Genomic DNA, 25,226 nt, shown 5'->3' with positions numbered 1-25,226 from the left:
CAAAGTTAGTTTTTCTTACGTATGACCCCTGATAATCAGCCGAGGGGGCTTACGGACTTCAATGACGCTGCTTCTTGGGCGCGAGTTCGGACTCCAGTGACGTTACTCCTTGGGCGCCGGTTCGGACTCCAGTGACATTACTCCTTGGACGCGGGTTCGGACTCCAGTGACGCTATTTACAATTTTATCGGCGTTTGAGCAGAGTTTCGGACCCCAGCGACGTTATTCCTCAGAAAGAGGCTCATTTGGGGTGTTTTTGATGCCAATAGCGGCTTTGGGGTCCGTTACCATTCTAAAAAAGCGAAAATGCTGTGATTAGGGGCAACTGGGTCCGATAGCAACTTCTCGCACGCGAAATTACCATCTAATCAAAAACAAAGATACCCCATTCACCATTTCATGGCTTATGGGGCATCTTCTAGTTATCCTTCCGCTGATTCCTGCTTGGCTTCAGTGGTCTTTTTTCGTTTAAGTTGGCCGTCCGGAAGGTTCCGACTGCGTATGCCTGTCTTCATCCCGATGATGCTGTAGATGCTGGAAGGCTTCGCCTCAGCGGTAATCATCCCATCTGTCTCCGGCACCAAAATAATACCGAGCTGATGGTGATCCCCATCATAGATCGGGCTTTGAAGGTATTTGCTCTCCCCTTCACGGTTCAGCACCTCCAGCTTGCAGAACGCTGGATTCATGCGCAGCGCCTCATGTAGCTGCGCCGCATCGGTCAACAGGACCCCGTTGACCTTCAGTAAGATCTCGCCGGGCAGGATGCCCAGCTCCTGGCCGGGACTGCCCGGCAGCACGGCCAGCACTTTGCGGCCGCGCGGTGGATGCACGAAGATGGGGCTGATGCTGCGCTCTTCCAGAGCGCTGTACCAGCTTAACCCTTCGTGCAGCACAATGGCTGCGAGCGCCGCGACCAGAGTCAGCGGGCTCCACCAAGCGGCAAGCAGGCTTAAGCCGAGCAGGACGATGCTGTAGATCAGCAGCCGTCCTGCAGTGCGGGCCGCCTTGCGCCCGGGCAGCATGCCCTGTGTCATCTCGCTGAAGCCGATGATGACGGGCAAAGAGACGATGCCAAGGCTGCCGCCGAGCAGCGAGTGCCATGGCAAATCCGTTCCTGCTCCCGATGGGAGCAGCAGGAACAGCGGCAGCGGCCAGAAGGCCTGCAGCTGATAGCCGCCAACGACCATGCCGCGCTTTCCCTTCAGGAAGAGCGGCGTTGCAAGCTTGGCCCCTTGTCTGCGGGCCAGCAGTGCCTCCGCCATGTGCAGCAGCGCAGCTAACACTAGCAAAGCAGGAATATCCATCTCCCGTATGGCGGTGGTAATATTCCCTACCGTTCCACTATCTAAAGCATCTGGAAAGAAAGAAATTACAAACTGAATGATACCTAACAAGCCTATAGAATACGCAAAGCACAAATACCGCACACGCAGTAGCGACAACACGAGACTAACTACCCAAATACAGGCTACAGCGGTACCTGATAACGATATTCCTAGCAGAACGGCTGCTATAGAGACGACCAAACCCATGACTAAACCACTCCATACCGTCCGCCACGTTTCCTGACCCCAGCTATGTAATTTTACATGTATCAGCTTTCGTTCTAATGCCACCTGCCTACGGTAATATAACGCAATAAATATAATAGCAATGTAGTAATACGGCTGGATCAATAAGTGTAAGAACGCAGTGCCCAAGCTTCCTAACAGTTCCTGAATCACATTCAAACTGTTCGTCACACTCCTTTTCGTCCGATGACTGATTTGTATATATTCTAATTCCTCTACGTCGGTTGGCATTTTCTTATCTAAAAGAAAAAAAGAAGGCTGAATTCAGCCTTCTTACTTTTTCGACGCTGCCGCCTTAATTTCCTTCTGAATCTCAGCAATCCCTTTATTCCGTTGGTTGTCGTGAGCAGGGTCTTGAATGACCTTGATCAGCGCTGCTTCCAGCGCCTCCGCTGTCTTGGCGTCAATTATGCCTGTGACTTGGAGCTTTGCTGTACTTTGGAACTTCTTCACTGCGTCCTTAGTGCCAGCATCGAAATAGCCATCTTTACGTCCAGGCTTGTAACCCAAACCGTCCAGCATCGTCTGTGCACTCTTCACATCAGCGTTGTTCATATTATATTGCAGCGCCACGCTTTTGTTAATTGGAGCCACCGAGAAGTAATCCGGCTGCGCTACCGCGATATCCGGTTTAATTCCCTTGCCGTGGATCCATGTGCCGTCTGGCGTAAGCCATTTGGCAATGGTAACTTTCAGCAAGCTGCCGTCTCCAAGCTGTTTGTCAAAGCTCGTCTGCACGGTGCCTTTACCGAAAGAATTGTCACCGATTAGCTTAGCTCCTGCCGACTGCTGCAAGGCACCCGCCAATATTTCCGAAGCACTTGCGCTACCTTTATTCATCAGCACGACCACTGGATAAGCTTTACTTGATCCTTTTGAGGTGCTAACTTCGCGTTTTTTGTCTTTGTATTCTATTTGCACTATAGATTTGCCAGCTGGAACAAATTGCTCTGCCATTTCAATAACAATCGGAAGAACACCACCTGGATCATTGCGGACGTCAATAACAAGTCCCTTCATGCCTTGCTTCTCTAACTTCTCCAGCTCTTCCTTGAATCGTTCTGCGGTATTCAAGGAGAACTGCGTAACCTCGATTACGCCCACATTGTCCTTTTCCATGGTAGCGTAGACTGTTTCGAGCTTCACATCATCCCGGGTAAGAACAAATTCCAGCGGCTCTACAGCGCCGGAACGTTGTATTTTCAAAGTGGCCTTACTGCCCTTAGGACCGCGAATCTTGGCAACAGCTGCATTCAGCTCCATACCTTCCAGCGATTCACCGTTAACGGACAAGATAACATCTTTGGCCTGAATCCCAGCTTTCTCAGCAGGTGAGCCCTTGATCGGAGAGACCACGACTACCTTGCCATTATCCGAAGAGACCTCCGCACCGATACCTGAAAAGGAACCCTCAATGCTTTCTTCGAATTTCTCAGCTGTTTCTTTACCCATATAGTTGGAATAAGGATCGCCCAGCGCTTCCATCATACCGTTGACAGCACCGTCTATCAGCTTCTCCCGATCTACTGTCTCGTAGTAATTGCTCTCAATCAGACTGAGAGCAGTTCCAAGCTTCTGGGATTCCTTCTGCTGAAGGCCAGTAACCTGCAATGCTGAGGCCAGTCCTTCTCCTGCAGCTTGTCCAATAACATGACTATAACCCGTCACGCCCAAGGTCACCAGACTACCGCATAGCAGGGCGGCGATAATCATAAACGCCGCTGTGCTTTTTTTTAACATGATGTTCCCACCGTCCCTTCTTGTCCATCTCGCAAACAACTCCATAAGTCCGTCCTGAAAGGTACGGTATCTCTTCCAGTATATGCCGTACGTTCAAATAATATGAGTTATAAGTTCTTAAAAATTAGAGATAGGGCATCGGATTTACTGTCTTGCCGTCGATCCGAACTTCAAAATGGAGATGGGGGCCCGTCGAATTACCTGTAGAACCGGATTCAGCAATCACATCCCCACGATTGACTCTATCCCCAGGGCTAACCTTGATACCACCTTTACGGATATGTCCGTAGAGGGTCCAAACTCCGCCGCCATGATCAACAATTACACAATATCCATAGCCGCTATACCATTCAGCTACGATTACCGTTCCGGAATCAGCCGCATGAATATTGGTTCCTTGTGGAACTGCAAAGTCTACCCCGGTGTGTACTTTCCCCTTCTCACCCGTAATTGGGTGTGTCCGTGGTCCGTAGGAGGAAGAGATTCTTGCCGAACCTACAGGCAGCAGGAAGGGTCCATCTCCACCAGCATACGCGGTTGAGGAGCTGGAGCTTGAACTGCTGCTTGCCTTGCTAGCTGCAGCTTTCTTGGCCGCTGCTGCTGCCCGGCGTGCTGCTTCTGCTTTGGCGGCTGCTGCTTTGCGAGCCGCTTCCTCAGCTTTAATCTTATCCTTTTGGGTTTCCAAAGCAGAACGTTCGCTCGCCAGCTTAACCAGCTTCTCGTTCTGCTCTTCACTTAGATCATCGCTTTCTTGAAGCTGCTTATCATAAAATGCGATAAGCTCCTGCTTCTCCGCTTCCTTCTCTTTCAGCAGGCTTCTCTGATTTTCCAAGGAGGTGTATAACTGCTTGGCTTGAGCATATTGCCCCTCAAGCTCCTGCTTCTTCTCTACAACTGTCTGCTTGTCCAGCTTGTGTTGGACTAACAGCTCCTGATCCTGATCCACAATCATCTTAAGCGAATCGGTGCGGCCCAGAAAATCAGAGAAGCTTGTCGATGAGAGCAAAACATCTAGGTAAGACACCGCTCCATCCGTGTACATCAACCGGACACGGGATCCTAAGAGTTCTTCTCTTGAGGCCACTCGTGCCTCTGCTTCATCCAATTCCGTTGCTGTAACGTTAAGGGATTCTTCTGTATCGGAAATTTTGTTAGAGATTTCGGTCATTTTACCTTTAACTTGATCCACTTGCTGCAATACATATTGTAAATTAATATTTGTCTTATTCTTATAGTGCTGCGCTTCCTGTGTTTGGGACTCCGCTTTCTCTTGCTGCGCCTTAGCTTCCTGCACCTCTTGTTGCAGCTGCTTTAATTGCTTATCGATCTCGGCAACACTTGTTTTTTTGGCATATCCATCAGAGGGTTGGAATATAGTGACAGCTAGTAACATTACGGCTAGTCCGGCGGCAATCTTCTTCAACTCGCACTCCCCATCCTTCACTCTTAAATTAAACTTTCAAAAACTTACGAATAGAAACCGTACTTCCCCAGACGCCGATTAGCACGCCTAGTCCAACTAACAGACCCACGAGCAGCAGCCAAATATCACTGAAAGGGATCAACTGCAATCCGAGCATAGGATCTCCCTGTACCGAAGATTCCAAACCGTTGTAGCCGGCATATAAAACGCCCGAAGTAATCAATGATCCAATGAGTCCAATTAATGCCCCTTCTATAAAGAAAGGCCAACGAATAAAATAATTTGTCGCGCCTACCAGCTTCATAATCCCAATCTCTTTACGCCGGGCAAGAATCGTCACCCGAATAGTATTGGAGATGAGGAACATAGACATAAGTGCCAGCCCCGCTACAAAAATAAAGCCAATGTTACGTACGGCACGCGTGATTTTAAACAATGTTTCTATCGAGCCTTTGCCATATTTCACTTTGTAGATAGGCTGCTCGGTATGTGTCTTGTTAAGGGCTTGAATCTTCTCAGCCACAAAAGCAACGGTTGTAGGTTCAATAACCTCTACCTGAAGGGTATCTGGAAGCGGGTTATTATCTTCATCGAACCCTTCCAGAAGCTCTGCTGCCTCCTCGCCCATATCCGCGCGGAGATCTTTAAGTCCCTGTTCCTTGGAGATGAACGTAATCTTGCTGACCTCCGGCATATTGCCAATTTCAGTCTGCAGGGTCTCGCGCATCTTCTGATCTGTATTCAAAGCTAGGTGCACTTTGATCTGTACCTGACTGTCTGCCTCATCAGCTACAGAATTTACGTTGAGGACAAGAAGAATAAATACACCTAGAACAAAAAGAGAAACAACAATCGAAGTGATTGAGGCGATCGACATCCAGCCATTACGGAATACGCTTTTAAAGCCTTCCCGCACATGTCGCAAGAAGGTTTTAAAACTCATAACCATATTCCCCTCTCGCTTGGTCTCTGACAATGTTTCCATTCTCAATCGCAAGCACCCGTTTGCGCATTTTGTTCACAATATCTCTGTTATGGGTAGCCATTACAATCGTTGTTCCACGAAAATTAATCTCGTCAAGCAGCTGCATAATGCCCCATGAAGTCTCGGGGTCTAAGTTACCTGTAGGCTCGTCCGCAATAATAACAGAAGGATTGTTGACGATAGCCCGTGCAATAGCGATCCGTTGCTGCTCACCACCAGAAAGCTGTGAGGGCTCACGATTCGCTTTACTTCTCAGCCCAACCAAATCAAGAACCTCATTCACACGTTTCTTGATGACTTTTTTCGGCGCTTCAATAACTTCCATAGCAAAAGCTACATTCTCGTATGCCGTCATTCTGGGCAAAAGCCGAAAATCTTGAAATACAACGCCGATATTACGGCGGACATAAGGGATTTTGCGTGGTTTTAGCTTTCCTATATTGAAACCTCCCACCGAAATCTGTCCTTTGGTAGGCACTTCTTCTCTATAAATCAATTTCATAAAAGTAGATTTACCCGCGCCGGAAGGGCCGACAACGTACACGAATTCATTGCGGTCGATTTTCACTGAAACTCCTTGCAGTGCGTGAGTTCCGTTAGGGTACGTTTTCCATACATCTTGCATTTCAATCATTTTCTCACTTCCCAATTATGACATTTTCCACTTGTGCGAATCGACATTGTCCACCTCAAGTTTCCATAAACTTCAATATTTCCGCAATGTATCTATTGTAACAAATCTGTAACTGATTGAGTACCCCGTAACTGCACGACGATTCGAAAGTTTTGTAGTGACTGGACATATACATATAAAAAAGCACCTAACGGTGCCTGTTATCAGATGTCGTAACTCCCTTTATTAGAGACTACTTGTTTCTTACTAAGTTATTATCGGTATCCCACGAAGTGTTCTTTAAGTTTTGTTACAGGGCCGCGCCTGCTTAGCGCAATCCAAATCCCCAAAAGGAGATTAATTATGAAAAAAATCCATGCTGCCCTCATAGTGGTCATCGCACTCGTCCTTATCGGCTCCTGCATTTACGGAGGGCTTCATCTATATGGCAGCAAAACTACGCTTCCAAAGGGTACAACCCTTGCCGGCTGGCAGGTCGGAGGCATGACCCTCACCGAGGTCCGCTCCCAGTTGGATCAGCGGCTGCGTGCCCTCGAATCCGTCCCTCTAGTGCTAAAAGTGGAGGGCAATGCAGATTTACCCCTAACTCTTAGTAAGACTGGGTTGAGTTATGAAGCCGCTGCTTTTCAGCAGGGCTTAAAAGAGCTTGCCGAAGGAACACTTTGGGAGCGGGTAAAGGCACGCTATAACTTCCCTCAGCTGTGGAAGCTTGAAACGCATCTGGAAATCGCACAATTCCAGAAAATTCTAAGTCCCACTTGGGAGAAGGAGTCCTTTGGTGAACCAGTGGACGCTACGCGGCGAATTACAGGCGATGACCGAATCGTATATACTTCTGAGAAAACTTCCCTGGAGGTCGATTGGACAGCTCTGGAGACTTCCTTAGGAGCAGCTGCCCCCACCAGCTTCAATCATCTGAATACCCTGTTGGAGAAGGGAATCACGATGGAAGTCCCTTTGTTAATCCTGCAGCCTGACATAACATTAAAGAAATTAAAGGAACAAGGTATCGAGCGAAAAGTAATGCAATTCAGCACCTCTCTAGGTGCAAGTGGACCTGGACGAAGCTACAACGTAGAAGCTGCTGCCAAAGCTGTGGATGGAACCATTCTCCCGCCTGGAGCCGTCTTTGATTATGGAAAAGCTATAGAAAAAGCAAAGGTGAATTACGGCTTCCGTGAAGCGCCGGTGATTGTGAACGGCAAGCTGCAAGCAGGTGTTGGTGGAGGGATCTGCCAAGTGTCGAGCACTCTTTACAATGCCGCACTGCGTATAGGGCTAGAAATTGTGGAACGCCGTAATCATTCCTTGCCCGTCAACTACTTGCCCAAAGGTCAGGACGCAACATTCGCTGAAGGTTATATCAACTTTCGTTTTCGCAATACGACTGGCAAATATCTCATAATTAAAGCAGCTGTGCAGGGTAAATCACTGACCATAAAGCTGTTCGGCACGTTTCCGCAAAATGTCACTTACAAAGTTCATTCAAAAACAGTAGAGGTGCTCCCTCCAGTCGATAAATACGTAAACGATTCTTCACTGCCTCGTGGCAGCTCACGCGTTATTCAAAATGGGAAAACCGGATATATTGTAGAAACCTACATTACAAAGTATGTTGACGGTAAATCCACTGAGGTGAATAAACTGTCCCGCGACGTATATTACGCACAAAAACGATTAATCGCCATTAATCGTGGAGGCGTGAGCAAATCCATAATCCCCGATGTCCCCCGAAAGCAGCTGGTGGAGGACGGGGTCCGCAGTGAATAGCTAACAACAAATAACCGGTCAGAGCCCCTAAGGTCTGACCGGTTATTTTTGCCAGCAATCTATTTTACCTGTAGCTTACGTTACACGGCTTTGAAATTTACGATTCAGGGGTACATTAGAAGTAGACCCATAATCAGAAAGGATGAACATCCTATGACAACAGCTCTTGTAAATGATCTTACTGGTATTGTCCGCAGTGCTCCCGCTATTTTTGCCTCACGCACTTGCAGAGAAGCTCTTCGCGTCATGTTTCAGCATCCAGAATCCAAATGTATCGTCGTCTGCAATGCTATGAATGAACCCCTCGGATTGTTGATGAGCGAACGTTTCTTTTTAAAAGCTACAGGAAGATCCGGAGTAGATCTGTTCTACAGAGAACCTGCCATGAAGCTTATGAACAAAACCCCGCTCATTCTTGACATTTCCACTCCACTCGATACGGTATTGAGCCTCGCTATGAACCGCCCAGACCCTATGAAAAATGATTGTGTCATTATCACTCGCAAAGGTAAATTCGTTGGTGTTGCATATACCTCTGACCTTATCCGCGCCCAAGCGTAGAACCTCTTTGCTCTTCCTCTTCTACCCTAACCCTTCCTCAAAAAAGAATATCCGGTGACGTATCAATTCTCCAGTATCCATTCACCTTTTTCAGCTTCACATACACCGACTCACTGCCTTCCTGCCCGCTCGAATAAGGAACTGTTAAGTCAAATTCAGCGGTTGTTGCAGTTTTGGAGAGCATTCGGGCGGTGGCTTTTTCAAACATTAATGAGTTTCCAAGATCCGCATTCACCTGTGACATTCTACCTTCATGCTCCAAAAATTGAGTCTGCACATAATAAGCTGCTGCATTATGCGTGTAGGCTTTTTTTATGTAATTCATCAGCTTCGCCTTTGTCCCAATATCATTGGAAAGGTAACGGTACTCTTGCGCTTTATACATGAAGGTTTCCATCGGGAAAAAGTTGCCCCCACGGCTAGTATAGAAATAGATTGCTCTGGCATGTACAACAAGCGGTACCACACTTTTTACCGTCAAATTGTTTATAGTAGCTGGGCCTTCTTTTCCTGTGCCAATCACAGCCACATTTTTTATTGCCGAGCTTCCCACTGATGATGAAGCTGCCATAACTCCGCTACCTGCTGATAAAAGGCCTAAGGATAGGGCCAACGAACCAAGCATCCATTTTTTGTTCATCTGAAGTTCCTCCTCTTTCATCTGAAAAATACAGGCGATCGCCACTGTTTCAGCTTATGCACCCCGCAAGCTAAAATACCCAATAAACAGAGGAATGAAAACGTATTACAACTCTTTTGAAAATATAAAAAAACTCCACCCTCCTGATTCACAGGAAAAGCGGAGTAATATAGTTAAATAAAGTAGTACAAGAACCCTAATCGGATGCTGCTGCGGTGGCCTCAAAATACGCTGTAAAAGCTACGTTAGCAGTCAAAATACTCTCCGTATTGTTCTTAGTACGATCCTCGTAGGATTGCTGAAAATTGAAAGAGTCCACATTCACAATACGAGGTAAGGCTTGTAGTTCATCCATCCATTGCCGGATCCCCGAATATGTCCCTTCCACCACTGCAGTCATTTTGATCTGTTTGACCGTCGGGAATGACACCTCAGCTGAACCTGTCATTTGCTGAATCGGATTAGCCTCATCCATAACAAAACTAAGATCCTTTAGCCGCGCTTGTGAGGACGTGCTAACCTCCCGCAAATCAACAATCAGACCTTCGCTGTCATCGCCCTTTGGGAGTTCCCCCAGTAATTCCTTCTGTTCTAGATCTCCCTCAGTGCCGCTGCCCTTCAGCTCATAGATTTTGTTTTGGAGGACTTCTGCTTCCTTTTCCAACTGACCGATCTCGCTGCTCTGTGCGGAAATTTCCTTATTGGTCGGCTGAACACCCAGCATATAGAACGCAAACAATATCAGGAACAAAATCAGCACTCCCAGAACAATCGGCGAGCGATACTTATTGATCTGTTCCATCGCTGCTCACCTCCCCTTGGCTGGCATCCGTTTCACTGTTTTGAAGCTTAGCCGCTGCTAAGTTCACTTTATAAATAGCCGTATACGTATTGTATGAAATGGCATCTGCGGCTCCTTCAGTAAGCTTTTGAATAGAGGCATCGGTCGTAAAAGACATTTGGCGAAGTTGTCTTAAATAGTTGGAAGCATCCTCCATAGTGGATACATTTACAGTCAGATCTATAGAGGTCCGGTAGGTATAGTTAATATCACGGATTAGTGCCTCCTTAGGCAATCCCTCCACTAATTCGTCCAAGATAGGGACTGCAATCACCTTATTGTCCTGAAGCACTGTGATGGCTGCTTTCCGATCTAGCTGTCCAGGTCCGCTGTTTTTAAGCTTCGCGAGCTCTACTTGGAGCATTAAACTGCGATCCTGCAGGCCTTGCAGCTCTTCTTTACCATTAGAAATCTGACCCTTATTGGCCGAAAAATAAATCCCCGTTCCGATCATCCCCAGCAGCCAGATCGCTACAAGCCCCATCGTGACATAAGGAAATAGCAACGTCTCCCGATCTTCTCTCGGCAATAAATCAATCGTATCCGTGTTGATGCTATTTTTTAGAGCGGTCCCGGCAGCTACGCGGTAATCATTTAGTTCAGGGTCAGAAACAGCAGCACTAGCCATCTGTTCCAGACTTATTGGTGTTATTACAAGTTCAGCTAGGGACTGCTGGAGTTCTAGGTCCAGTTGTTTACGAATCGAGGGAGTGCCCGTAATCACTAAATTGTTGATACGAGTGGAACCGTCATGCAAGCTGTATTGATAAAAGCTGAGCATACGGGAGATTTCCGCAGTGATTTCAACCATTTGCTCGGGTGATAAATGTTCTTCTACAGCGACAGCTGTTTCTGCCAAGGTTTCACTGTCTGTCAAAAGATCCATTCCCGCTAAATTTCTTCCTTTATGTAGATCAAGTAAGTTTATCGTACGAATGAAGACCGGATTCCCGTTTCTGAACATATAAATGTCCATTACCGATGGCTCCATATTAATCAGCATCGTCTCCGCAAAGCTCTCCCCGTGCCCAGTGGTTATAGCACGCGCCAAGGCGGTTGCCGAAATTTCGACACTGCTTATCCGAAGACCCGCCCGCTCCAGAACTTCTACGTAATCCTGAATCGATTTTCGCGGAGCAGCAAATACGAGCAGGTGACTTTGCTCCTCATCCACTTCGAGCGTTACATAGTCATAGACAGGATTTTCAAAAGGTAAATGCAGTCCCGTCTCCACTTCCAGCTTCACCAGTTGTTCTACCTGTTTGTCGTTGGTACTAGGAATACTCATTTTACGGATAATGATCTGTGAAGGGGGAATGGACAAAGAAACCTTACTGCCCCGTAAGCCTTCCTTCTTCACCCACTGCCTTACCCGATCATAAAGCGCCTCGCTATCCGCCACCTGATTCTCAATGATCATGCCTGGAAGGAGCGGGAGAAACCGTTTTTTACGGACTTCCCATGACTGTTTATTCTTAAAACTAATATAACGGATTCCGGCAGCTTCAATTGAAAGTCCGGCCACTTTGGGGCCTAATCCAAGCATGTGATCAATGTCCTCCTATCCGATAAGCGAGAGATACGCGCCGATGATGTGTGAGCCATATCCAAAACTAATTAAAGCTCCTATAGCTAACCATGGGCCGAAGGGTACCGGCTGTTTACGTTTGATTACACCGAGCAGCATCAGCAGTCCGCCCACCACGCTCCCAAGCAAACAAGCCACAAAAAAAGCCAAAATCACATTCGGAAAGCCAATCACCAAACCCAGCAGCGCAAATAACTTCACATCTCCAGCCCCCATGCCACCTAATAGAACAAAAGGGATAAGAACCCCTCCCCCAAGCACAGCTCCTAGCAGATGATGCCATATCGGTCCATCCGGAAATAGCAGTACAAGAATCAGCAGCAGCGGTAAAAAAAACAACAATACCTTGTTGGGAATCAGCATGTACTTCAAATCCGCAACCGTCACGATAACCGCTAAACTTACAAGAATGAACCCGATGATTCCCTTACCCGTCAGGCCAAATTGCAAATACACCCATAGAAAAAGCAAACCCGTTGCCGCTTCTCCAAGCGGATATAATGGCGATACCCTTGTCCCACAGTATCGGCACTTGCCTCCTGACAGCAGGTAGCTTACCACCGGAATCAAATCCCGCGCTTTCAGCCGCGTGTTGCAGTTCGGGCAATGTGACGGCGGATTAAGCAAGGATTCCTTGGCCGGCACCCGTAGCGCCACTACGTTATAGAAGGAGCCTAGAATCAGACCCAGTAATGTGATGTAACTTACGATAAATATCGTCATGGTTGTCCTCTGTTAGCTTCTGGATTTTAAAAAAGGAATCGGGAAGTCCGATTCCTTAGGATAGATTGTAAGTTTGAATTTATAGAGATTAATTAGATACTCCTATTAGCCACCAGATCAATTTGTTGGTGCTGGCGTTGGTGACGCTGCTGGCTCTGCACTAAGCACCTTATCAGCGGAATATTCACCACTCTCACCCGTAGGAACTGGATCTAATGTTACTTTCTGAAGTACACCGTCCGAAGTATATACTATTGTTGTTTTTGTACCATTTAATGATTTTTTTGTACTAGGCAAAACAAGAGTCTGATCAATATATTTTTTATCCTTAAGTGCTTCAAGAGTTACTGTCTTACCTTTAAAATCTCCATCTAATTCGCCCATAATATACATACGAGATGCATCATAAAGCTGTCGAGCAGTTGCTAAATCTGCATCCGTTTTTGATTTATTAATTATTCCACCAATCATCGGTATTGCAATTACCGCAATAATCCCCAAAATAACGATAACCGCCAGCAACTCGATCAGCGTAAACCCCTTTTGATTTTCCTCTTTGCTTAATCTTCTCTTAATGGCTTGTGCTAACATTTGATTTCCCCCTCTAAGTGGTGTGTGATGATAAGACCTATATCCTTTATTTCAGTGAATCCAGCATCATCTTTCTTGTGCTTACGGAAACAGCTCGTCCATCGTCGTCTAATCGCCAGCGTAAGTTCGTGGATCTTGCCCCGCCTCCCCGGCGTCACCCCTCTCAAAATATACAAGGAACCAAGAGGTTCACATATTTCCGTACAGACTGAACATTGGCAGCATAATGGCAGCCACAATGACACCTACAACAGCAGCTAGAAAAGCGATCAATAATGGTTCAAGCAGCGATTTCAGACGGTCGACGGTATTCTCCACGTCCATCTCATAAAAATCAGCTACCTTGGACAACATTGTGTCGAGTGCCCCTGTCTCTTCGCCAATCGCGATCATCTGTGTAACTAGTGGCGGGAAGACCCAGGCTTTTTTTAGCGGCTCAGATAGTGGATTTCCTTGTCGCAGCGAATCTCCTGCACTACGGATGAATTTCCCGATGACCTTATTTCCTGCTACCTCCTCAACAATCACCAAGGACTGTAGGATCGGTACAGAGCTGGCATAAAGAGAAGAAAAAGTGCGCGTAAACTGAGCAATCGAGCCTTTTTGATTAAGCTTGCCGAACACAGGAATTTTTAACTTGGCATAATCAAGGGCGTAAGCACCCTTTTCCGTACGTTTTGTAATCTGAAAAGCTATCACTAGGAGAAGTACTCCGAGTATCCAGAAATACCATTGACCTTGAATGCTTTTGCTAAGTGCCAAGACCATCTGTGTAATTGCCGGAAGCTCGGCATCCATCGATTCAAACATCGTTACAAACTGCGGCACAATCGCCCAAAGTAGATAGATAACCGCGGCAATCGCCATAACCCCTACGGTAATCGGGTACGTAAGCGCTGATTTTATCTTCTCTGTCGTGGTGTGCTGTTTCTCAAAAAACATAGCCAGCCTGTCCAACGTCCCCTCAATATCACCGGATTCCTCACCGGCACGGATCATGCTGACAAATAGCTGCGGGAAGATTTTTTTATGATCCTGAACGGCTTGTGAGAACGATATCCCGCGCATCAGGCTGGAATTAACATCTACTAACGCTTTGCGCAGTGGCTTACTCTCGGTCTGCTCTGCCAAAATACGCGTTGCATCCACAATCGATACCCCCGCCCGCATAAGCGTGGCAAACTGCCTGCAATAAATGATGAAATGAAGCGGCTTAACGGGATTACCAATATAAATGTCCATCGATAAAATCGTGGTTTTGCGCTCAATCAGTGAAAATACCGTAAGTCCCCGCTTGCGTAGCTCCTCCATCGCCGTAGGTTTATCGGTTGCCGTTAGTTTCCCTTTGATAGATTTGCCTGCGGATGTCTTCACCTGATATTCAAAAAGAGGCATCAGCTGCTCACCTCCGCCATAAACGCCTTAGCTGCTGTTGGATCAATAAGCCCCTGCGATAAATAGTCACGGATGCTCATGTCCAATGTGTGCATGCCTTGTGAGCGTCCCGTTTGCATCACATTTTTGATCTGATGTGTTTTTTCGGTACGAATAAGATTGGCTACGGCTGGTGTATTGAGCAAAATTTCCGTAGCGCATAAACGCCCCCGACCTCCAGCCCTTGGGAACAACCGCTGACTGACTACTGCCAGCAGCACTGATGCTAATTGTGAACGAATCTGTCCCTGCTGATGTCCCGGAAAAGCGTCGATAATTCGGTCAATCGTCTGTGGTGCATCTGTTGTATGTAAGGTAGCCATCACAAGATGACCTGTTTCTGCGGCCGTAACTGCTGCTGAAATGGTCTCCAAATCCCGCATCTCACCAACGAGAATGACATCCGGATCCTGACGTAAGGCAGCACGTAATCCATTAGCAAAACTTGCGGTATCGCAGCCCACTTCACGTTGATCCACTAGACAGGTTCCATGGTTATGTAGAAATTCTATCGGATCTTCCAGAGTCACTATATGTTTGCTCTCCGTCTGGTTAATATAATTCAGCATAGCTGCAAGCGTAGAAGATTTGCCGCTGCCTGTGGGTCCTGTAACCAAAATTAGACCTTGTGGCTTAAGCGATAAAGTAGTTAAAATCGAAGGCATCGACAACTGTTCCAGACTCGGAATCTCTGCAGGAATGGCCCGGGCGGCGATACTAACCTCGCCCCGCTGACGATAAACGTTCACCCGGAATCTTACCCCACCATCAAGCGGATATGAAAAATCTAACTCGCCCGCATTCCGAAATGCTTCAAAACGTTCATTACCAAGTAGCGTTTTGGCCATATCTGCCGCTTCTTCAGCAGCCACGGATTCACCCTCAAGCGAGTGCAGCTTTCCATCCATCCGAATAACCGGCGGTGATCCTACGGAAATATGTAAGTCAGAAGCTTTGGAGGAGTAAGCCGTTTGTAATAGTTGTCTAATATCCCGCGTATACGTTGGCATTAGCCGCTCCCCCTAAGTCAGAATGCTAAATCCCTGTTAACCTCTAATGTGAGACCGTCTCGCGCATGACTTCTTGAAGCGTTGTAATTCCTTGACTGACCTTGAGCAGTCCGTCATCCATCAGTTGAACAAGCCCACGCGCTTTACCTGCTGCACGCAGTTCTTCTACTGAGGCAGTGTTTGTTATGAGCTGCCGTAAGTGATCATCAATACTGAGTACTTCATGAATCGCTATTCGTCCACGATAGCCAGAATTGTTACAGCTACCACAGCCGCGTCCACGCTGTAATTCTTCCGTAGGTAGTCCTAAGCTACGTAGCATAATTGCTTCCTGTTCAGATGGTTTGTAGGTTTCTTTGCAGTCAGTGCAGATTTTGCGCACCAGCCGCTGTGCTACCACACCAATCAGCGAAGAAGCGATCAAATAAGGTTCTACCCCCATATCCCGCAGTCGGGAGACGGAGCTAATCGCATCGTTTGTATGTAAAGTAGACAACACTAGATGACCCGTTAATGAGGCGCGAACAGCAATTTCTGCAGTTTCCGCATCCCGTATTTCACCAACCATTACGATATTCGGATCTTGTCGAAGAATCGAACGCAGCCCAGCTGCAAAGGTTAGTCCAATAGCCGAGTTTACGTGCACCTGATTTACTCCTTCAAGCTGGTATTCCACTGGATCTTCGACTGTGATAATATTTGCGCTTTCTACATTAAGTTGATTCAACGCTGAATATAAAGTTGTTGTTTTTCCGCTACCGGTAGGTCCTGTGATCAGCAAAATCCCATAAGGACGAGCTATCATCTCCTTAAAAGCTTCTGCATTCCCCTCACTGAATCCCAAAGCATCTATGGATTTGACCCCTGTGCTTAAATCTAGCAGCCGCAGCACAATCTTCTCTCCGTGCATCGTTGGTAATGAAGACACACGAATATCTACCATTTTGTAATCGAACTGCATTTTGATCCGCCCGTCCTGCGGCAAACGCCGTTCTGCAATATTCAGGCGGGCCATTATTTTCAGACGGGCGGTGATAAAGCCCTGCATCTGCTTAGGAATAATCCGCTCTGTCCGTAAGGTTCCGTCAATGCGGTAGCGGATGGTTAAATTATTTTCACCTGGATCCATATGTATATCAGACGCCCGCAGAGCAACTGCCTGCTGAATCATCTGGTTGACTAAACGTACGATTGGGGAGTCCTCATCTGTAATCTCTGTCTCTTCTATTTCTTCCTGTGTCGGGAGTTCTACCAGCATCTGATTCATAGAATCGCGCATGCCATAGTGACGCGCAATCGCCCGCTGCAGCTCATCTCTCGTAGAAATAGCGGGTTCGATCCGGAAGCCAGTACTCATACGTAAATCTTCTATCGCAAAATAATCCAGCGGGTCCGCCATCGCAACCATCAGCTTGCCGCCCTCTTTTAAGAATGGAAGCACCTGATATCGCTTAGCCATACTTTCAGGGATTATCTGCGTGATTGCGGGATCTATCTGGTATTTAAATAAACTGACATGCGGGATGCCGAGTTGAAATTCAAGCACTTCAATCAGTTGCTGCTCCGTGATATAGCCTTGAGAGATTAGCAGATCGCCGAGCTTCCGTTTGCTCTTACGCTGTTCCGCGAGAGCCTCAAGCAACTGGTCCTGCGAAATAATATTATTTTCTACCAGCAAGTCTCCCAGTCTCTTTTTCGCGATAGCCAAGTCTATTCATCTCCGTATGCCGTTATTTATGCCGGCTGAAATAATGGATATTTTTTATATAAATAGAAATCAAACTCCCAGCAAAATTCGCTCAAAAACGAAAGATATAATTACCATAAATACGCCTTCCATAAATTTGTCAATTTTGAGTATTTTTCAATCTAACTAGGACTTTAGTTATAATTTAATAGGTATATTTCAATAGATTTATGTTGTCTATCAATGCTGAATGTCCTAGAATGTATATAACATAGATTGGATAATTTTACAACGACACGGAATGAAAAAGGCTGTCGGAATCTAGCATATACGAGACGGAATACGACCATATCTGCCAATAGTTAACAATCAGGGAGAGATGACAATGAAACTTGAAAGCAACAAAAAAGTTTTTATTTTTACAGTAACTACCCTGCTTCTCCTTCTGCTTGTTCTGCCGATCAAAAATCACTTTATGAATGTCGATGCCAGTTCAAATGAATACCAAATTCGTATGCTGGAGGTTACGGAGAATGGGGTTAGTGAGCTTGCGTCTCTAAAAACGGGAATATCTAACCTTACCATTGACACGATGAGTATGAAGCGCTTTGTGGCGCTGCGGGATGATCTGGACGGGAGATATGATGCAGTATATATCGGGAAGGGAACTTACAATCCTGCACAGGTAAGTAATCAACAACCCTCCTCTGAGGAAAATAGAGCTAAGGCCCTTAATACCAAAAGTATGAAGAACGACATTACTCATCTGAAGGCTGATCAAATTACAAAGGAATTTATCAACAAGGGATTATATGTTTTTTTTCATAGCCAGCCCTTTAAAGACAAAGATGCAAAACCTCAAACTGAGCAAGGTATACTGTACAGCTCTTTTAACAGTTATCGTCTTTCCACCTCCAACCCAAATGTTAAGTTTGTAGATGACAGTGAACTCGCGGATATTTTCGCCGATTTAAAAAAACAAGACTCCAAATACATAAACGACTTGAAGAAACGCCCTCATCTACAAATTACGAATAGAATTCCCAACTATGACCCTAATGCAACTAACAGCAAAATCTATGTTCCTGGGGAGAAGCTTTCTTTTAATTTCAATGTCACCACACCCTCTACACAAAATAGTGCTCCGCTCTCAGTCAAACTGTACGTTGGTCTTGATAAATCCATCAAAATGGGAGAAAAACAGGTCGTTGCTGAAACTGAGATTAGTACATCCAGCGGAACTATTGAATACACTTTGCCAAAAACATACTCTGGGTTACTCTACTGGAAGCTAGAAGTTAATGATTACCACAGTACACAATTAAAAGACTTCGACAGCGGTGTAATTCGTTACCGTGGCGAGAAAACCATAGTAAATATTCTTCAGGTTATGCCTGACACTCTAACAGAAAGCAGCCTCCTGAACACTAGTAATATGAATCCGAATTTTCTCGATACATCTGACTATAAGCTCGATATAAAAATCAAAACGATGACTGAATTCAAAAACTATATTGATGACAGCTATGCTGCAACACATAGTTACGGACTAAATGGCACTTATGACATGCTCATCTTTGGATTTGTAGACGAATACTACAAAAAATCTAATTTAAACACTAATGCGATCAACGCTATTACACAATTTACTGGTACCTTCAAGCAAAGCGCCTTGTTCACTCACGATACCATCATTAATTTAGATGCAAATAAAAAGAACTGGATCAATAATTTCATGGGGATTACTGGTCAGGTGAATCCTGAGACCAACTTAGGCCATAATGCCATCAATCTTTCCACCAAGGTTAAGCCGGTGAATGACGGGCTTTTGATGCAATATCCTTTTTATCTAAGCAAGAGGGACGACAGCAACCAGCAAATCGATATTTCCACACCACAAATTGCACCAACACATAACCAGTACTTCACACTTAATTTGGAAGATCCTGAAGTAGTATCTTGGTATAACATTCAAAGTGAAGCATCAGGTACGAGGATAAAACCAAATGGAGAATATAATCAATACCAACGTGATACCGAGGATAGCTGGAATCAATATTACACATATTCCAAAGGAAATATTACCTACTCAGGTACAGGTCACTTTTTTGGAGTAAGTGATATTCCAGCCAATCTAAAGAAATTCCCGGACTGGGAACAACAATTGTTCGTTAATACTATGTATCGTGCTTTTATTGGGGCCAATCATGCTCCAGAGATTACCGTGCATACGCCGGCTAATGATTCATCGATTCCGTCTTATCAAGAAACACTCCTTGTCGACTATACAGTAACTGATTTGGACTTTAACGATCGTGATCTAACAACTGAAGTCCGTTTCAAATCAGGGAACACGTACTTTCCCAAGATTGAAATAAGTAAGATGAACATCAAATCCGGTCAAAATATATATAGAACAGTTGACAATCCGCTTCCAAACGGAGGTCTACTCGACATCGAAATTAAAGCTTGGGATCAAAATGGTGCGCTCTCAAGTAAAACGCTCAGAGTAAATGTCCTGCCGTCAAACACCAATTTGAGTGTAACACGATCTCTCTCTCAGAATGTTGTGAATGGCAAAATAGAAAAGGGAGAACCGGTCACTCTTAGTTATTCCATCACCCCAAAATCTGTACCGTTTGATAAAGTCGGCACGGTCAACCAGACCTCTAACACACAATTAATATCGGATATTGTATTTACCGAGAATCTCCCACCTAACCTGGAGATTTCAGGAGAATTACCTGCCGGTACGATCGTCACTGGAAATGCAACCAGTGGATTTAGATTGACACGCAATCTAAATGACATAACCTATTCATTAAAAACGGTGAACGGCGCCCAAATCTATAAACCAGACTCTGAACAGCCTATAACGTTCCAAATCACAGTTAAACCGACCGAGACCCAAACCTATATTTTAAATGATTCCAAACTTAGTTATATCGATATTCATGCCACATTGCCACCGCTAGGAATCTTAGGTAAATACAATGCACTTATCCTTCATACCACTTCACTTCGTGGTGGAACTATCAAGGGACCACTGGCTTCCGGGGGAACAGTCAACTTCAACAACGCGGGTATTACAGTAAATGAACAATTTAAAGACCAAGTGCCATATGGTATTGTCACGGGCGGAGATGTTTCCCTTCCTGAAGGAACAGTTTACGGAAACCTAATGGTTAAAGGCACCGTTAAAGACCAACGTCCTGGTTCTATCCAAAATGGTACCATCAATTACGGAGAACTTCTCGATTTCAACAAGCAAGAGAGTTATCTCCTTGGACTCTCTGATGCTATTGCCAAGCTGCCTTCCAATGCCACGGCGACTCATGAATACGGAAAACTTACGGTCACAGGTAACTCAGATATCAATATTGTTAATATTTCTAGTTCAGCGTTAAATACGCTTAACAGTTCCGAGCTTAAGGTTCCGCAAGGATCAACGGTAATTGTTAATGTACAACAAGACAGTAACAGTGAACCATTCTTACATTTCCCACTGGGGAGCGACGGTAGCCGTGTGCTATACAACTTCCCTAACGCCAAGCCTTTGCTAATTTCCCAAGCCAACGTATACGGAACCATTCTGGCACCACGATCTACTATAAACTTTGATGGAGGACAGGTGTATGGAACAATCATTGGAGCTTCAATGAATATGAGTAGTGCCACTTTATACCATTTCCCTTTTGCCGGTAGCCTACCAGCGGAAATCTATCCGCTACCTGTTCCAATCCCAACAGATCCTTCATCGACTAATTTAGCGCGGACTACAATTTCGTTTGAGACTTTAACTTTTACAGCCGAATATAAGATTAACGCCCTGCAATTGGATGACAAAACTATTTATGTAGGAGATGAGATTCGACTAATCCCAATAGTTACGCCTTCAGATTTAAGTAATTCTGCATTCCTCTGGACAACTAGTAATGCTTCAGTTGTGCAGATAGACTCCAACAGTGGCGATATTATCGGTTTGGCCAAAGGATCAGCACAAGTCACTGTTAAGGCTCTTGATGGTAGCGAAGTTACTGGTACTGCATTCATAACTGTAGAAGAACGTAATTCTCGTTCTCTATCAATTAAAGGATATGAAACAGGGAAAATCTATGAATCCATTACGTTAAGTGCCTCGTACGTTCAAGACAGTAAAGAACCTGAGACCAACATAACCTATATCTGGTCCGTTAAAAACATTACCTCTGGGGCAAGCACTGCTGTAATTAATACCAATCCAGAGTATCCCGGTGATGATACCGAAAAGATTTTCAGTGCGACGCAGTCAGGAACTTACCTAGTAAGTCTTACTGTAAATTCAAGTAACCCGGTTCCAATTACCCAAGAGAAAACCATAACAGTTACTAACCCACTAACCTCATTGTCGATTACAGGTCCAACAACGGTATTGATAGGAGGGCAAATCGATCTAAGCGCAAGTAGAAATCCTACGTATGCTGATCCAGCAACGCTAAGATGGAGATTCGTGAAATCAACGGATAAAAATATTACGGATGACACTATTACGAATGATCATATTGCTACTCTTACGCCTTCTAGTGATGGCTCAACCGCTAAATTGACGGCTGGTGATACCGCTAAAGAAGGACTGCTGATTGAGGTTTCATTCAAAGATATGACTTCAACACACGAGGTTAACATCGTTGAGTTAACGGGATTAAGATTTAAAGAACAGTCTATTACTATTGAAGTGGGCCATACTTTCCAATTAACCAATATTTTATGGGCATTCCCAACCTCCGTCTCGATAAAAGACATCAAAGATAACTTGAGTTGGGTAAGCGACAATTCTTCAATCGCCAGTGTCGATAATGGAACCAATATTGATACCAGAGGAACTGTTACCGGTGTTAAAAAGGGATCAACTACCATTACAGTGACTTATACCGGAAGCACAGGCGCAACAGTAGAAGCAGATATTACAGTTAAGGTTGTAGCACCCCAGAATGACGATCGTTACTAAAATTCACGTTTAAAAAACAACAAACTTCCAACGATAAATAGGGTATCCCTAAGCACTCGCTTAGAGATACCCCTTTTTCAACTAGTCTCAATGACTCACAAGCTCCAGAGGGCCTACAGTTACATTCACCTGCTGCACACGCGGGAGGCTAGACTGCTGATGAGTAAAAACATCCTGATTATATTGAATCTGAAAACGGTGACCCAAATTATATCGATCCGCATCCTGATTTTCAAAATTAAAGCCGAGGGCCGGATCCAAGGGCTCAGTTACTCCTCCTAGTACTGCGTTTACTGTAAGATTCCCTTTGGCAAAGAAGCCTCCATTTAACCAAAAGATTGACCCCACTCCGTACAAATCAGCGTCACTATCCGTGTAAAAAAAAGCTTTCATATAAAATGAATCCTGCTCAACTTTTTTCTTAGGTGGATTAGTAAAAGTATCAATTCGGTTAATGAGCACATCTCCTTGAGATATGAGGACTAACTCCTTACTACTTAAACCTTGGATCACGGCATCCTCTACTTTCGTTTCTCCTAAAACAAACATAGTAGAGTTGAATTTCACCTGACCTTTAATAGTAACATTACCTGTAACTAGAATATTAGCTTGTATCTCCAAAATTTTAGTTATATCTGGGCTATAGTTATTTACCTCCAGATCACCATTAACAATAAGCCATTTGGGCTTATTAGAAGGATTACCTGTTTTGGCTTCATCACTAAACTTTAACTGTTTGTAATCAATTCCATCGATAAGCAGATTACCGTTATAAATCGTAGAATTATTCAAATCTTTATCCAACAAGGAGTTCTGATATATTCTCAATTGTTCTTCGTATTGGCTGCACTCTAGTTCATACTTATCCTTTTCTTCTTTTGTCGGATTATCTTCAAGTACTGGCTCAGTGTAGGGTGGATTCTCATCGGGTAGTCTATCTAATGTTGTTGTGCTTAAATAATTACCCAGTTGATTATCCTTAATAGCTTGCTTAAGTTCAGACCTTTTCCCGGTCAACCCTGTCGCTTCCTCCACTTTATCAAGAAACGATTCCAGCACATTAATCTGCACGAACTTTTTTTGCGGTTTGATAAACACCTGCTCTTTATTAACTCCCAGTATGTTAGGAAGAATAATTGAGGCGTTGTTTTTATTTACTGCTGCATTAATAATTCCATTTCCGGAATATTTAATACTTTCAAGTGATTGCACATGCACCTCAGGAAGAGGTTCCGTAGATGCTAGACTGGCAGGGTCTTTTAGTAATTCTACTTTAGGATATTGAGTCTTTTCTTTAAGATCTTTCACTTTCTTATACGTATAAACAGCCGTATCGCTGATGTTTAGTTCTTCACCCGCATATATATTGCCATGGAGACCAGGTGCTCCGTTTAATGTTAATACTTTTTCCGATCCAAAAGCATATTTAAGAAAATCAGGATAGGTATCAATGACTATCTTTTGTCTCAGCTGTCTGATGACGCCATTAACTGTGGCTTGTGCTTCAATATCGACATAATATTTTTGCTTATCCTGCTTCTCATAGGTGATGCTTTTGATCGTACCGCCAGCTCCAGATAACCCCGTACTTACGCCATTGTTAACGCCGACAACTTTGGTGGTCACCTCATTAACAATACTTTTAATCTCATCTTCCATATGATCAGGATCAATATCCGTACGCCCGTCCAACTTCGTCTGTATGTATGCCGCTGCTTCATCGAGCCCCTTTTGAGCCAGATGCAGGCTCTGCACGTCGTTTTCCCTTGTCTCCGTTCGTTGTGCGCCACCCATCGTTGCCCCGAGTACAGCTACTCCGAGTATAGTAAGTAGAAGAGCAACAAACATAACTAATACTAGGGCTGAGCCTCTTTCATTATTCTTCATCCCTCCTGCTCCTCCTAGAATCCGAATTTACTTTTCAACTCCAATGGGTAATCCCTTCCGTCGTAGCTCTGAACTAGCGATAAATCTATAGATATCAAGCCGCTATCACAAGGGATGCTATTCTGACACTCTAAAGTTATAGCAGAACCCTGTTCTAATTTAGATATCGTCTCAGTTCTTGCATCTACTGGTGGATCGACTACATCAGGATTTGCTATTGTAAGAGCACCATTAACAATACGAATCTGAGACTTAGTTCCATCCTGACGTTCTAACGTAATGTAGCTATCAATAATAGTCCCTGCATCATTTTTGAGAATAGTTGGAGTGACCTTCTCAGGAGCAAATGTATACAACTCCGTTATAATTGCGGACATTAACAAATCACCTTCGTCTCGTAATGAGTTTTCAATCGATATTTTATGATAGCTTCGTAAGCCCAGCATTGTTATCCCCGAAATAATTCCCGCTGCAACTGTAAACAATGATAGTGCCACAATTAGCTCCACTAAGGTAAAGCCGCCTTCTCTGCGAAGAAGATTAACGAATTTTCTCATCGGTAATATATCCCTCCACAACAGGTTCACTTTGAGGTCCGCCAGAAGAATCCGCTCTGCTGACTTTGACCAACACAGGCAACAAATATACTGCCATCTTCTGTTTCTCCGGATCACTAGATTCCAAGCTTTGGTTATGTAGATCACGCTGATATTTAATATCTATCTGATAGTTCACACCATTTATTGCAGGATTCAAAACCTGGTTTAAGATTTCTGTATCCTGAACAAGCCCCTTGTAATCCTCACATTTCAGAGAATCATCCGTATCCTTTTGGCATTTCGCCGCCTCTATCGCATCTTCCCCTTGCGTAAAAAATTCCTTCATCGCCTTAAAATCCTGCTTCTCCACATAAAACAGTGCATTCCGCGCCAGATTGACCATAATCGTTTTGTTCTGGTTCGATTTAGAGTAACTCATGGCGTTAGTAAAGTAAGACGTAAGCACCAGTGAAACTATCGATAAAATTACAATAGCTGCCAGCACTTCGATTAATGTAAATCCTTTTTCCTGCTTTAGGCCCGGTTTCATCCTACTTTCCGCCTCTCGCCTATGAAAATACTTTTCGTATTTGCACGTTTTTCCTAAATTTT

General features: G+C 44.8%; 19 protein-coding genes. 3 read left to right on the top strand and 16 right to left on the bottom strand.

Going from position 1 to position 25,226, the window contains the following annotated elements; genetic code table 11:
- Positions 1-422: 422 nt before the first annotated feature.
- The 5 genes from NST45_RS29445 to ftsE form a co-directional block, all read right to left on the bottom strand.
- The gene (locus NST45_RS29445) at positions 423-1,727 is read right to left on the bottom strand and encodes a PDZ domain-containing protein (protein ID WP_339826266.1); all 1,305 of its coding nucleotides are present in this window, start codon (positions 1,725-1,727) and stop codon (positions 423-425) included.
- Between the two features lie 120 nt (positions 1,728-1,847).
- The gene (locus tag NST45_RS29440) at positions 1,848-3,314 is read right to left on the bottom strand and encodes a S41 family peptidase (protein ID WP_076107072.1); all 1,467 of its coding nucleotides are present in this window, start codon (positions 3,312-3,314) and stop codon (positions 1,848-1,850) included.
- A 124-nt stretch (positions 3,315-3,438) separates the two neighbouring features.
- Complete coding sequence (locus NST45_RS29435; protein WP_076140762.1) at positions 3,439-4,737, bottom strand: peptidoglycan DD-metalloendopeptidase family protein; 1,299 nt, start codon at positions 4,735-4,737, stop codon at positions 3,439-3,441.
- A 28-nt stretch (positions 4,738-4,765) separates the two neighbouring features.
- The gene (gene ftsX / locus NST45_RS29430; protein ID WP_036678558.1) at positions 4,766-5,680 is read right to left on the bottom strand and encodes a permease-like cell division protein FtsX; all 915 of its coding nucleotides are present in this window, start codon (positions 5,678-5,680) and stop codon (positions 4,766-4,768) included.
- Positions 5,670-6,356 (bottom strand): cell division ATP-binding protein FtsE, encoded by a 687-nt coding sequence (gene ftsE, locus NST45_RS29425; RefSeq protein WP_036678556.1) that lies wholly within the window; start codon positions 6,354-6,356, stop codon positions 5,670-5,672. Before ftsE ends, ftsX begins: the two co-directional genes overlap by 11 nt.
- 342 nt (positions 6,357-6,698) lie before the next feature.
- Between ftsE and NST45_RS29420 the strand changes: the two genes are divergently transcribed.
- Positions 6,699-8,126, top strand: a complete 1,428-nt coding sequence (locus NST45_RS29420; RefSeq protein WP_036678554.1) for a VanW family protein — start codon at positions 6,699-6,701, stop codon at positions 8,124-8,126.
- Positions 8,127-8,279: 153 nt separating this feature from the next.
- Positions 8,280-8,687 carry a CBS domain-containing protein gene (locus tag NST45_RS29415; protein ID WP_036678552.1) on the top strand — a complete coding sequence of 136 codons (408 nt, stop codon included), beginning with the start codon at positions 8,280-8,282 and terminating at the stop codon, positions 8,685-8,687.
- 37 nt (positions 8,688-8,724) lie between these two features.
- On the opposite strand, the gene NST45_RS29410 is transcribed toward NST45_RS29415, so the two are convergent.
- The 8 genes from NST45_RS29410 to NST45_RS29375 all read right to left on the bottom strand — a co-directional run bounded on the left by NST45_RS29410 (position 8,725) and on the right by NST45_RS29375 (position 17,222).
- The gene (locus NST45_RS29410) at positions 8,725-9,327 is read right to left on the bottom strand and encodes a DL-endopeptidase inhibitor IseA family protein (protein ID WP_051491029.1); all 603 of its coding nucleotides are present in this window, start codon (positions 9,325-9,327) and stop codon (positions 8,725-8,727) included.
- Positions 9,328-9,523: 196 nt separating this feature from the next.
- Positions 9,524-10,129 carry a type 4a pilus biogenesis protein PilO gene (pilO, locus tag NST45_RS29405; RefSeq protein ID WP_036678550.1) on the bottom strand — a complete coding sequence of 202 codons (606 nt, stop codon included), beginning with the start codon at positions 10,127-10,129 and terminating at the stop codon, positions 9,524-9,526.
- Entirely contained in the window at positions 10,113-11,714 is a 1,602-nt protein-coding gene (gene pilM, locus NST45_RS29400) for a pilus assembly protein PilM (RefSeq protein ID WP_036678547.1), read from the bottom strand. The genes pilO and pilM overlap by 17 nt, the downstream gene beginning before the upstream one ends.
- A gap of 15 nt (positions 11,715-11,729) precedes the next feature.
- Positions 11,730-12,479 (bottom strand): A24 family peptidase, encoded by a 750-nt coding sequence (locus tag NST45_RS29395; RefSeq protein ID WP_036678545.1) that lies wholly within the window; start codon positions 12,477-12,479, stop codon positions 11,730-11,732.
- Positions 12,480-12,596: 117 nt separating this feature from the next.
- Complete coding sequence (locus tag NST45_RS29390; protein ID WP_051491028.1) at positions 12,597-13,070, bottom strand: type II secretion system protein; 474 nt, start codon at positions 13,068-13,070, stop codon at positions 12,597-12,599.
- A gap of 189 nt (positions 13,071-13,259) precedes the next feature.
- On the bottom strand, positions 13,260-14,465 hold the full coding sequence (locus tag NST45_RS29385) for a type II secretion system F family protein (RefSeq protein WP_036678542.1): 1,206 nt from the start codon (positions 14,463-14,465) through the stop codon (positions 13,260-13,262).
- The gene (locus tag NST45_RS29380) at positions 14,465-15,514 is read right to left on the bottom strand and encodes a type IV pilus twitching motility protein PilT (RefSeq protein ID WP_036678541.1); all 1,050 of its coding nucleotides are present in this window, start codon (positions 15,512-15,514) and stop codon (positions 14,465-14,467) included. Before NST45_RS29380 ends, NST45_RS29385 begins: the two co-directional genes overlap by 1 nt.
- 43 nt (positions 15,515-15,557) lie before the next feature.
- Positions 15,558-17,222 (bottom strand): ATPase, T2SS/T4P/T4SS family, encoded by a 1,665-nt coding sequence (locus NST45_RS29375; RefSeq protein WP_036678538.1) that lies wholly within the window; start codon positions 17,220-17,222, stop codon positions 15,558-15,560.
- Positions 17,223-17,586: 364 nt separating this feature from the next.
- Here NST45_RS29375 and NST45_RS29370 point away from each other — a divergent pair, with 364 nt between their 5' ends.
- Entirely contained in the window at positions 17,587-22,188 is a 4,602-nt protein-coding gene (locus NST45_RS29370) for a DUF5057 domain-containing protein (protein WP_339824432.1), read from the top strand.
- A gap of 87 nt (positions 22,189-22,275) precedes the next feature.
- Here the strand turns inward: NST45_RS29370 and NST45_RS29365 are convergent, their stop codons facing one another.
- Genes NST45_RS29365 through NST45_RS29355 form a run of 3 tightly spaced genes read right to left on the bottom strand, consistent with a single transcriptional unit; the run spans position 22,276 to position 25,164 of the window.
- Positions 22,276-24,075: a hypothetical protein gene (locus tag NST45_RS29365; protein ID WP_038573561.1), complete on the bottom strand. Its 1,800-nt coding sequence runs from the start codon at positions 24,073-24,075 to the stop codon at positions 22,276-22,278.
- Between the two features lie 14 nt (positions 24,076-24,089).
- Positions 24,090-24,632, bottom strand: a complete 543-nt coding sequence (locus tag NST45_RS29360; RefSeq protein WP_038573563.1) for a prepilin-type N-terminal cleavage/methylation domain-containing protein — start codon at positions 24,630-24,632, stop codon at positions 24,090-24,092.
- Positions 24,616-25,164: a type II secretion system protein gene (locus tag NST45_RS29355; protein WP_076273707.1), complete on the bottom strand. Its 549-nt coding sequence runs from the start codon at positions 25,162-25,164 to the stop codon at positions 24,616-24,618. Before NST45_RS29355 ends, NST45_RS29360 begins: the two co-directional genes overlap by 17 nt.
- Positions 25,165-25,226: the final 62 nt, after the last annotated feature.

Origin of the sequence: Paenibacillus sp. FSL R7-0163 (genome assembly GCF_037969975.1) — a bacterium.
GTDB lineage: Bacteria > Bacillota > Bacilli > Paenibacillales > Paenibacillaceae > Paenibacillus_AQ > Paenibacillus_AQ odorifer.
This window is presented reverse-complemented; position numbering and strand designations above follow the sequence as displayed.

Excerpts from the sequence above, each read along its gene's own strand:
- NST45_RS29440 (WP_076107072.1), bottom strand. The coding sequence starts at position 3,314 with ATGTTAAAAAAAAGCACAGCGGCGTTTATGATTATCGCCGCCCTGCTA.
- ftsX (WP_036678558.1), bottom strand. The coding sequence starts at position 5,680 with ATGAGTTTTAAAACCTTCTTGCGACATGTGCGGGAAGGCTTTAAAAGC.
- ftsE (WP_036678556.1), bottom strand. The coding sequence starts at position 6,356 with ATGATTGAAATGCAAGATGTATGGAAAACGTACCCTAACGGAACTCAC.
- NST45_RS29420 (WP_036678554.1), top strand. The coding sequence starts at position 6,699 with ATGAAAAAAATCCATGCTGCCCTCATAGTGGTCATCGCACTCGTCCTT.
- NST45_RS29415 (WP_036678552.1), top strand. The coding sequence starts at position 8,280 with ATGACAACAGCTCTTGTAAATGATCTTACTGGTATTGTCCGCAGTGCT.
- NST45_RS29410 (WP_051491029.1), bottom strand. The coding sequence starts at position 9,327 with ATGAACAAAAAATGGATGCTTGGTTCGTTGGCCCTATCCTTAGGCCTT.
- pilO (WP_036678550.1), bottom strand. The coding sequence starts at position 10,129 with ATGGAACAGATCAATAAGTATCGCTCGCCGATTGTTCTGGGAGTGCTG.
- pilM (WP_036678547.1), bottom strand. The coding sequence starts at position 11,714 with ATGCTTGGATTAGGCCCCAAAGTGGCCGGACTTTCAATTGAAGCTGCC.
- NST45_RS29395 (WP_036678545.1), bottom strand. The coding sequence starts at position 12,479 with ATGACGATATTTATCGTAAGTTACATCACATTACTGGGTCTGATTCTA.
- NST45_RS29390 (WP_051491028.1), bottom strand. The coding sequence starts at position 13,070 with ATGTTAGCACAAGCCATTAAGAGAAGATTAAGCAAAGAGGAAAATCAA.
- NST45_RS29385 (WP_036678542.1), bottom strand. The coding sequence starts at position 14,465 with ATGCCTCTTTTTGAATATCAGGTGAAGACATCCGCAGGCAAATCTATC.
- NST45_RS29380 (WP_036678541.1), bottom strand. The coding sequence starts at position 15,514 with ATGCCAACGTATACGCGGGATATTAGACAACTATTACAAACGGCTTAC.
- NST45_RS29370 (WP_339824432.1), top strand. The coding sequence starts at position 17,587 with ATGAAACTTGAAAGCAACAAAAAAGTTTTTATTTTTACAGTAACTACC.
- NST45_RS29365 (WP_038573561.1), bottom strand. The coding sequence starts at position 24,075 with ATGAAGAATAATGAAAGAGGCTCAGCCCTAGTATTAGTTATGTTTGTT.
- NST45_RS29360 (WP_038573563.1), bottom strand. The coding sequence starts at position 24,632 with ATGAGAAAATTCGTTAATCTTCTTCGCAGAGAAGGCGGCTTTACCTTA.
- NST45_RS29355 (WP_076273707.1), bottom strand. The coding sequence starts at position 25,164 with ATGAAACCGGGCCTAAAGCAGGAAAAAGGATTTACATTAATCGAAGTG.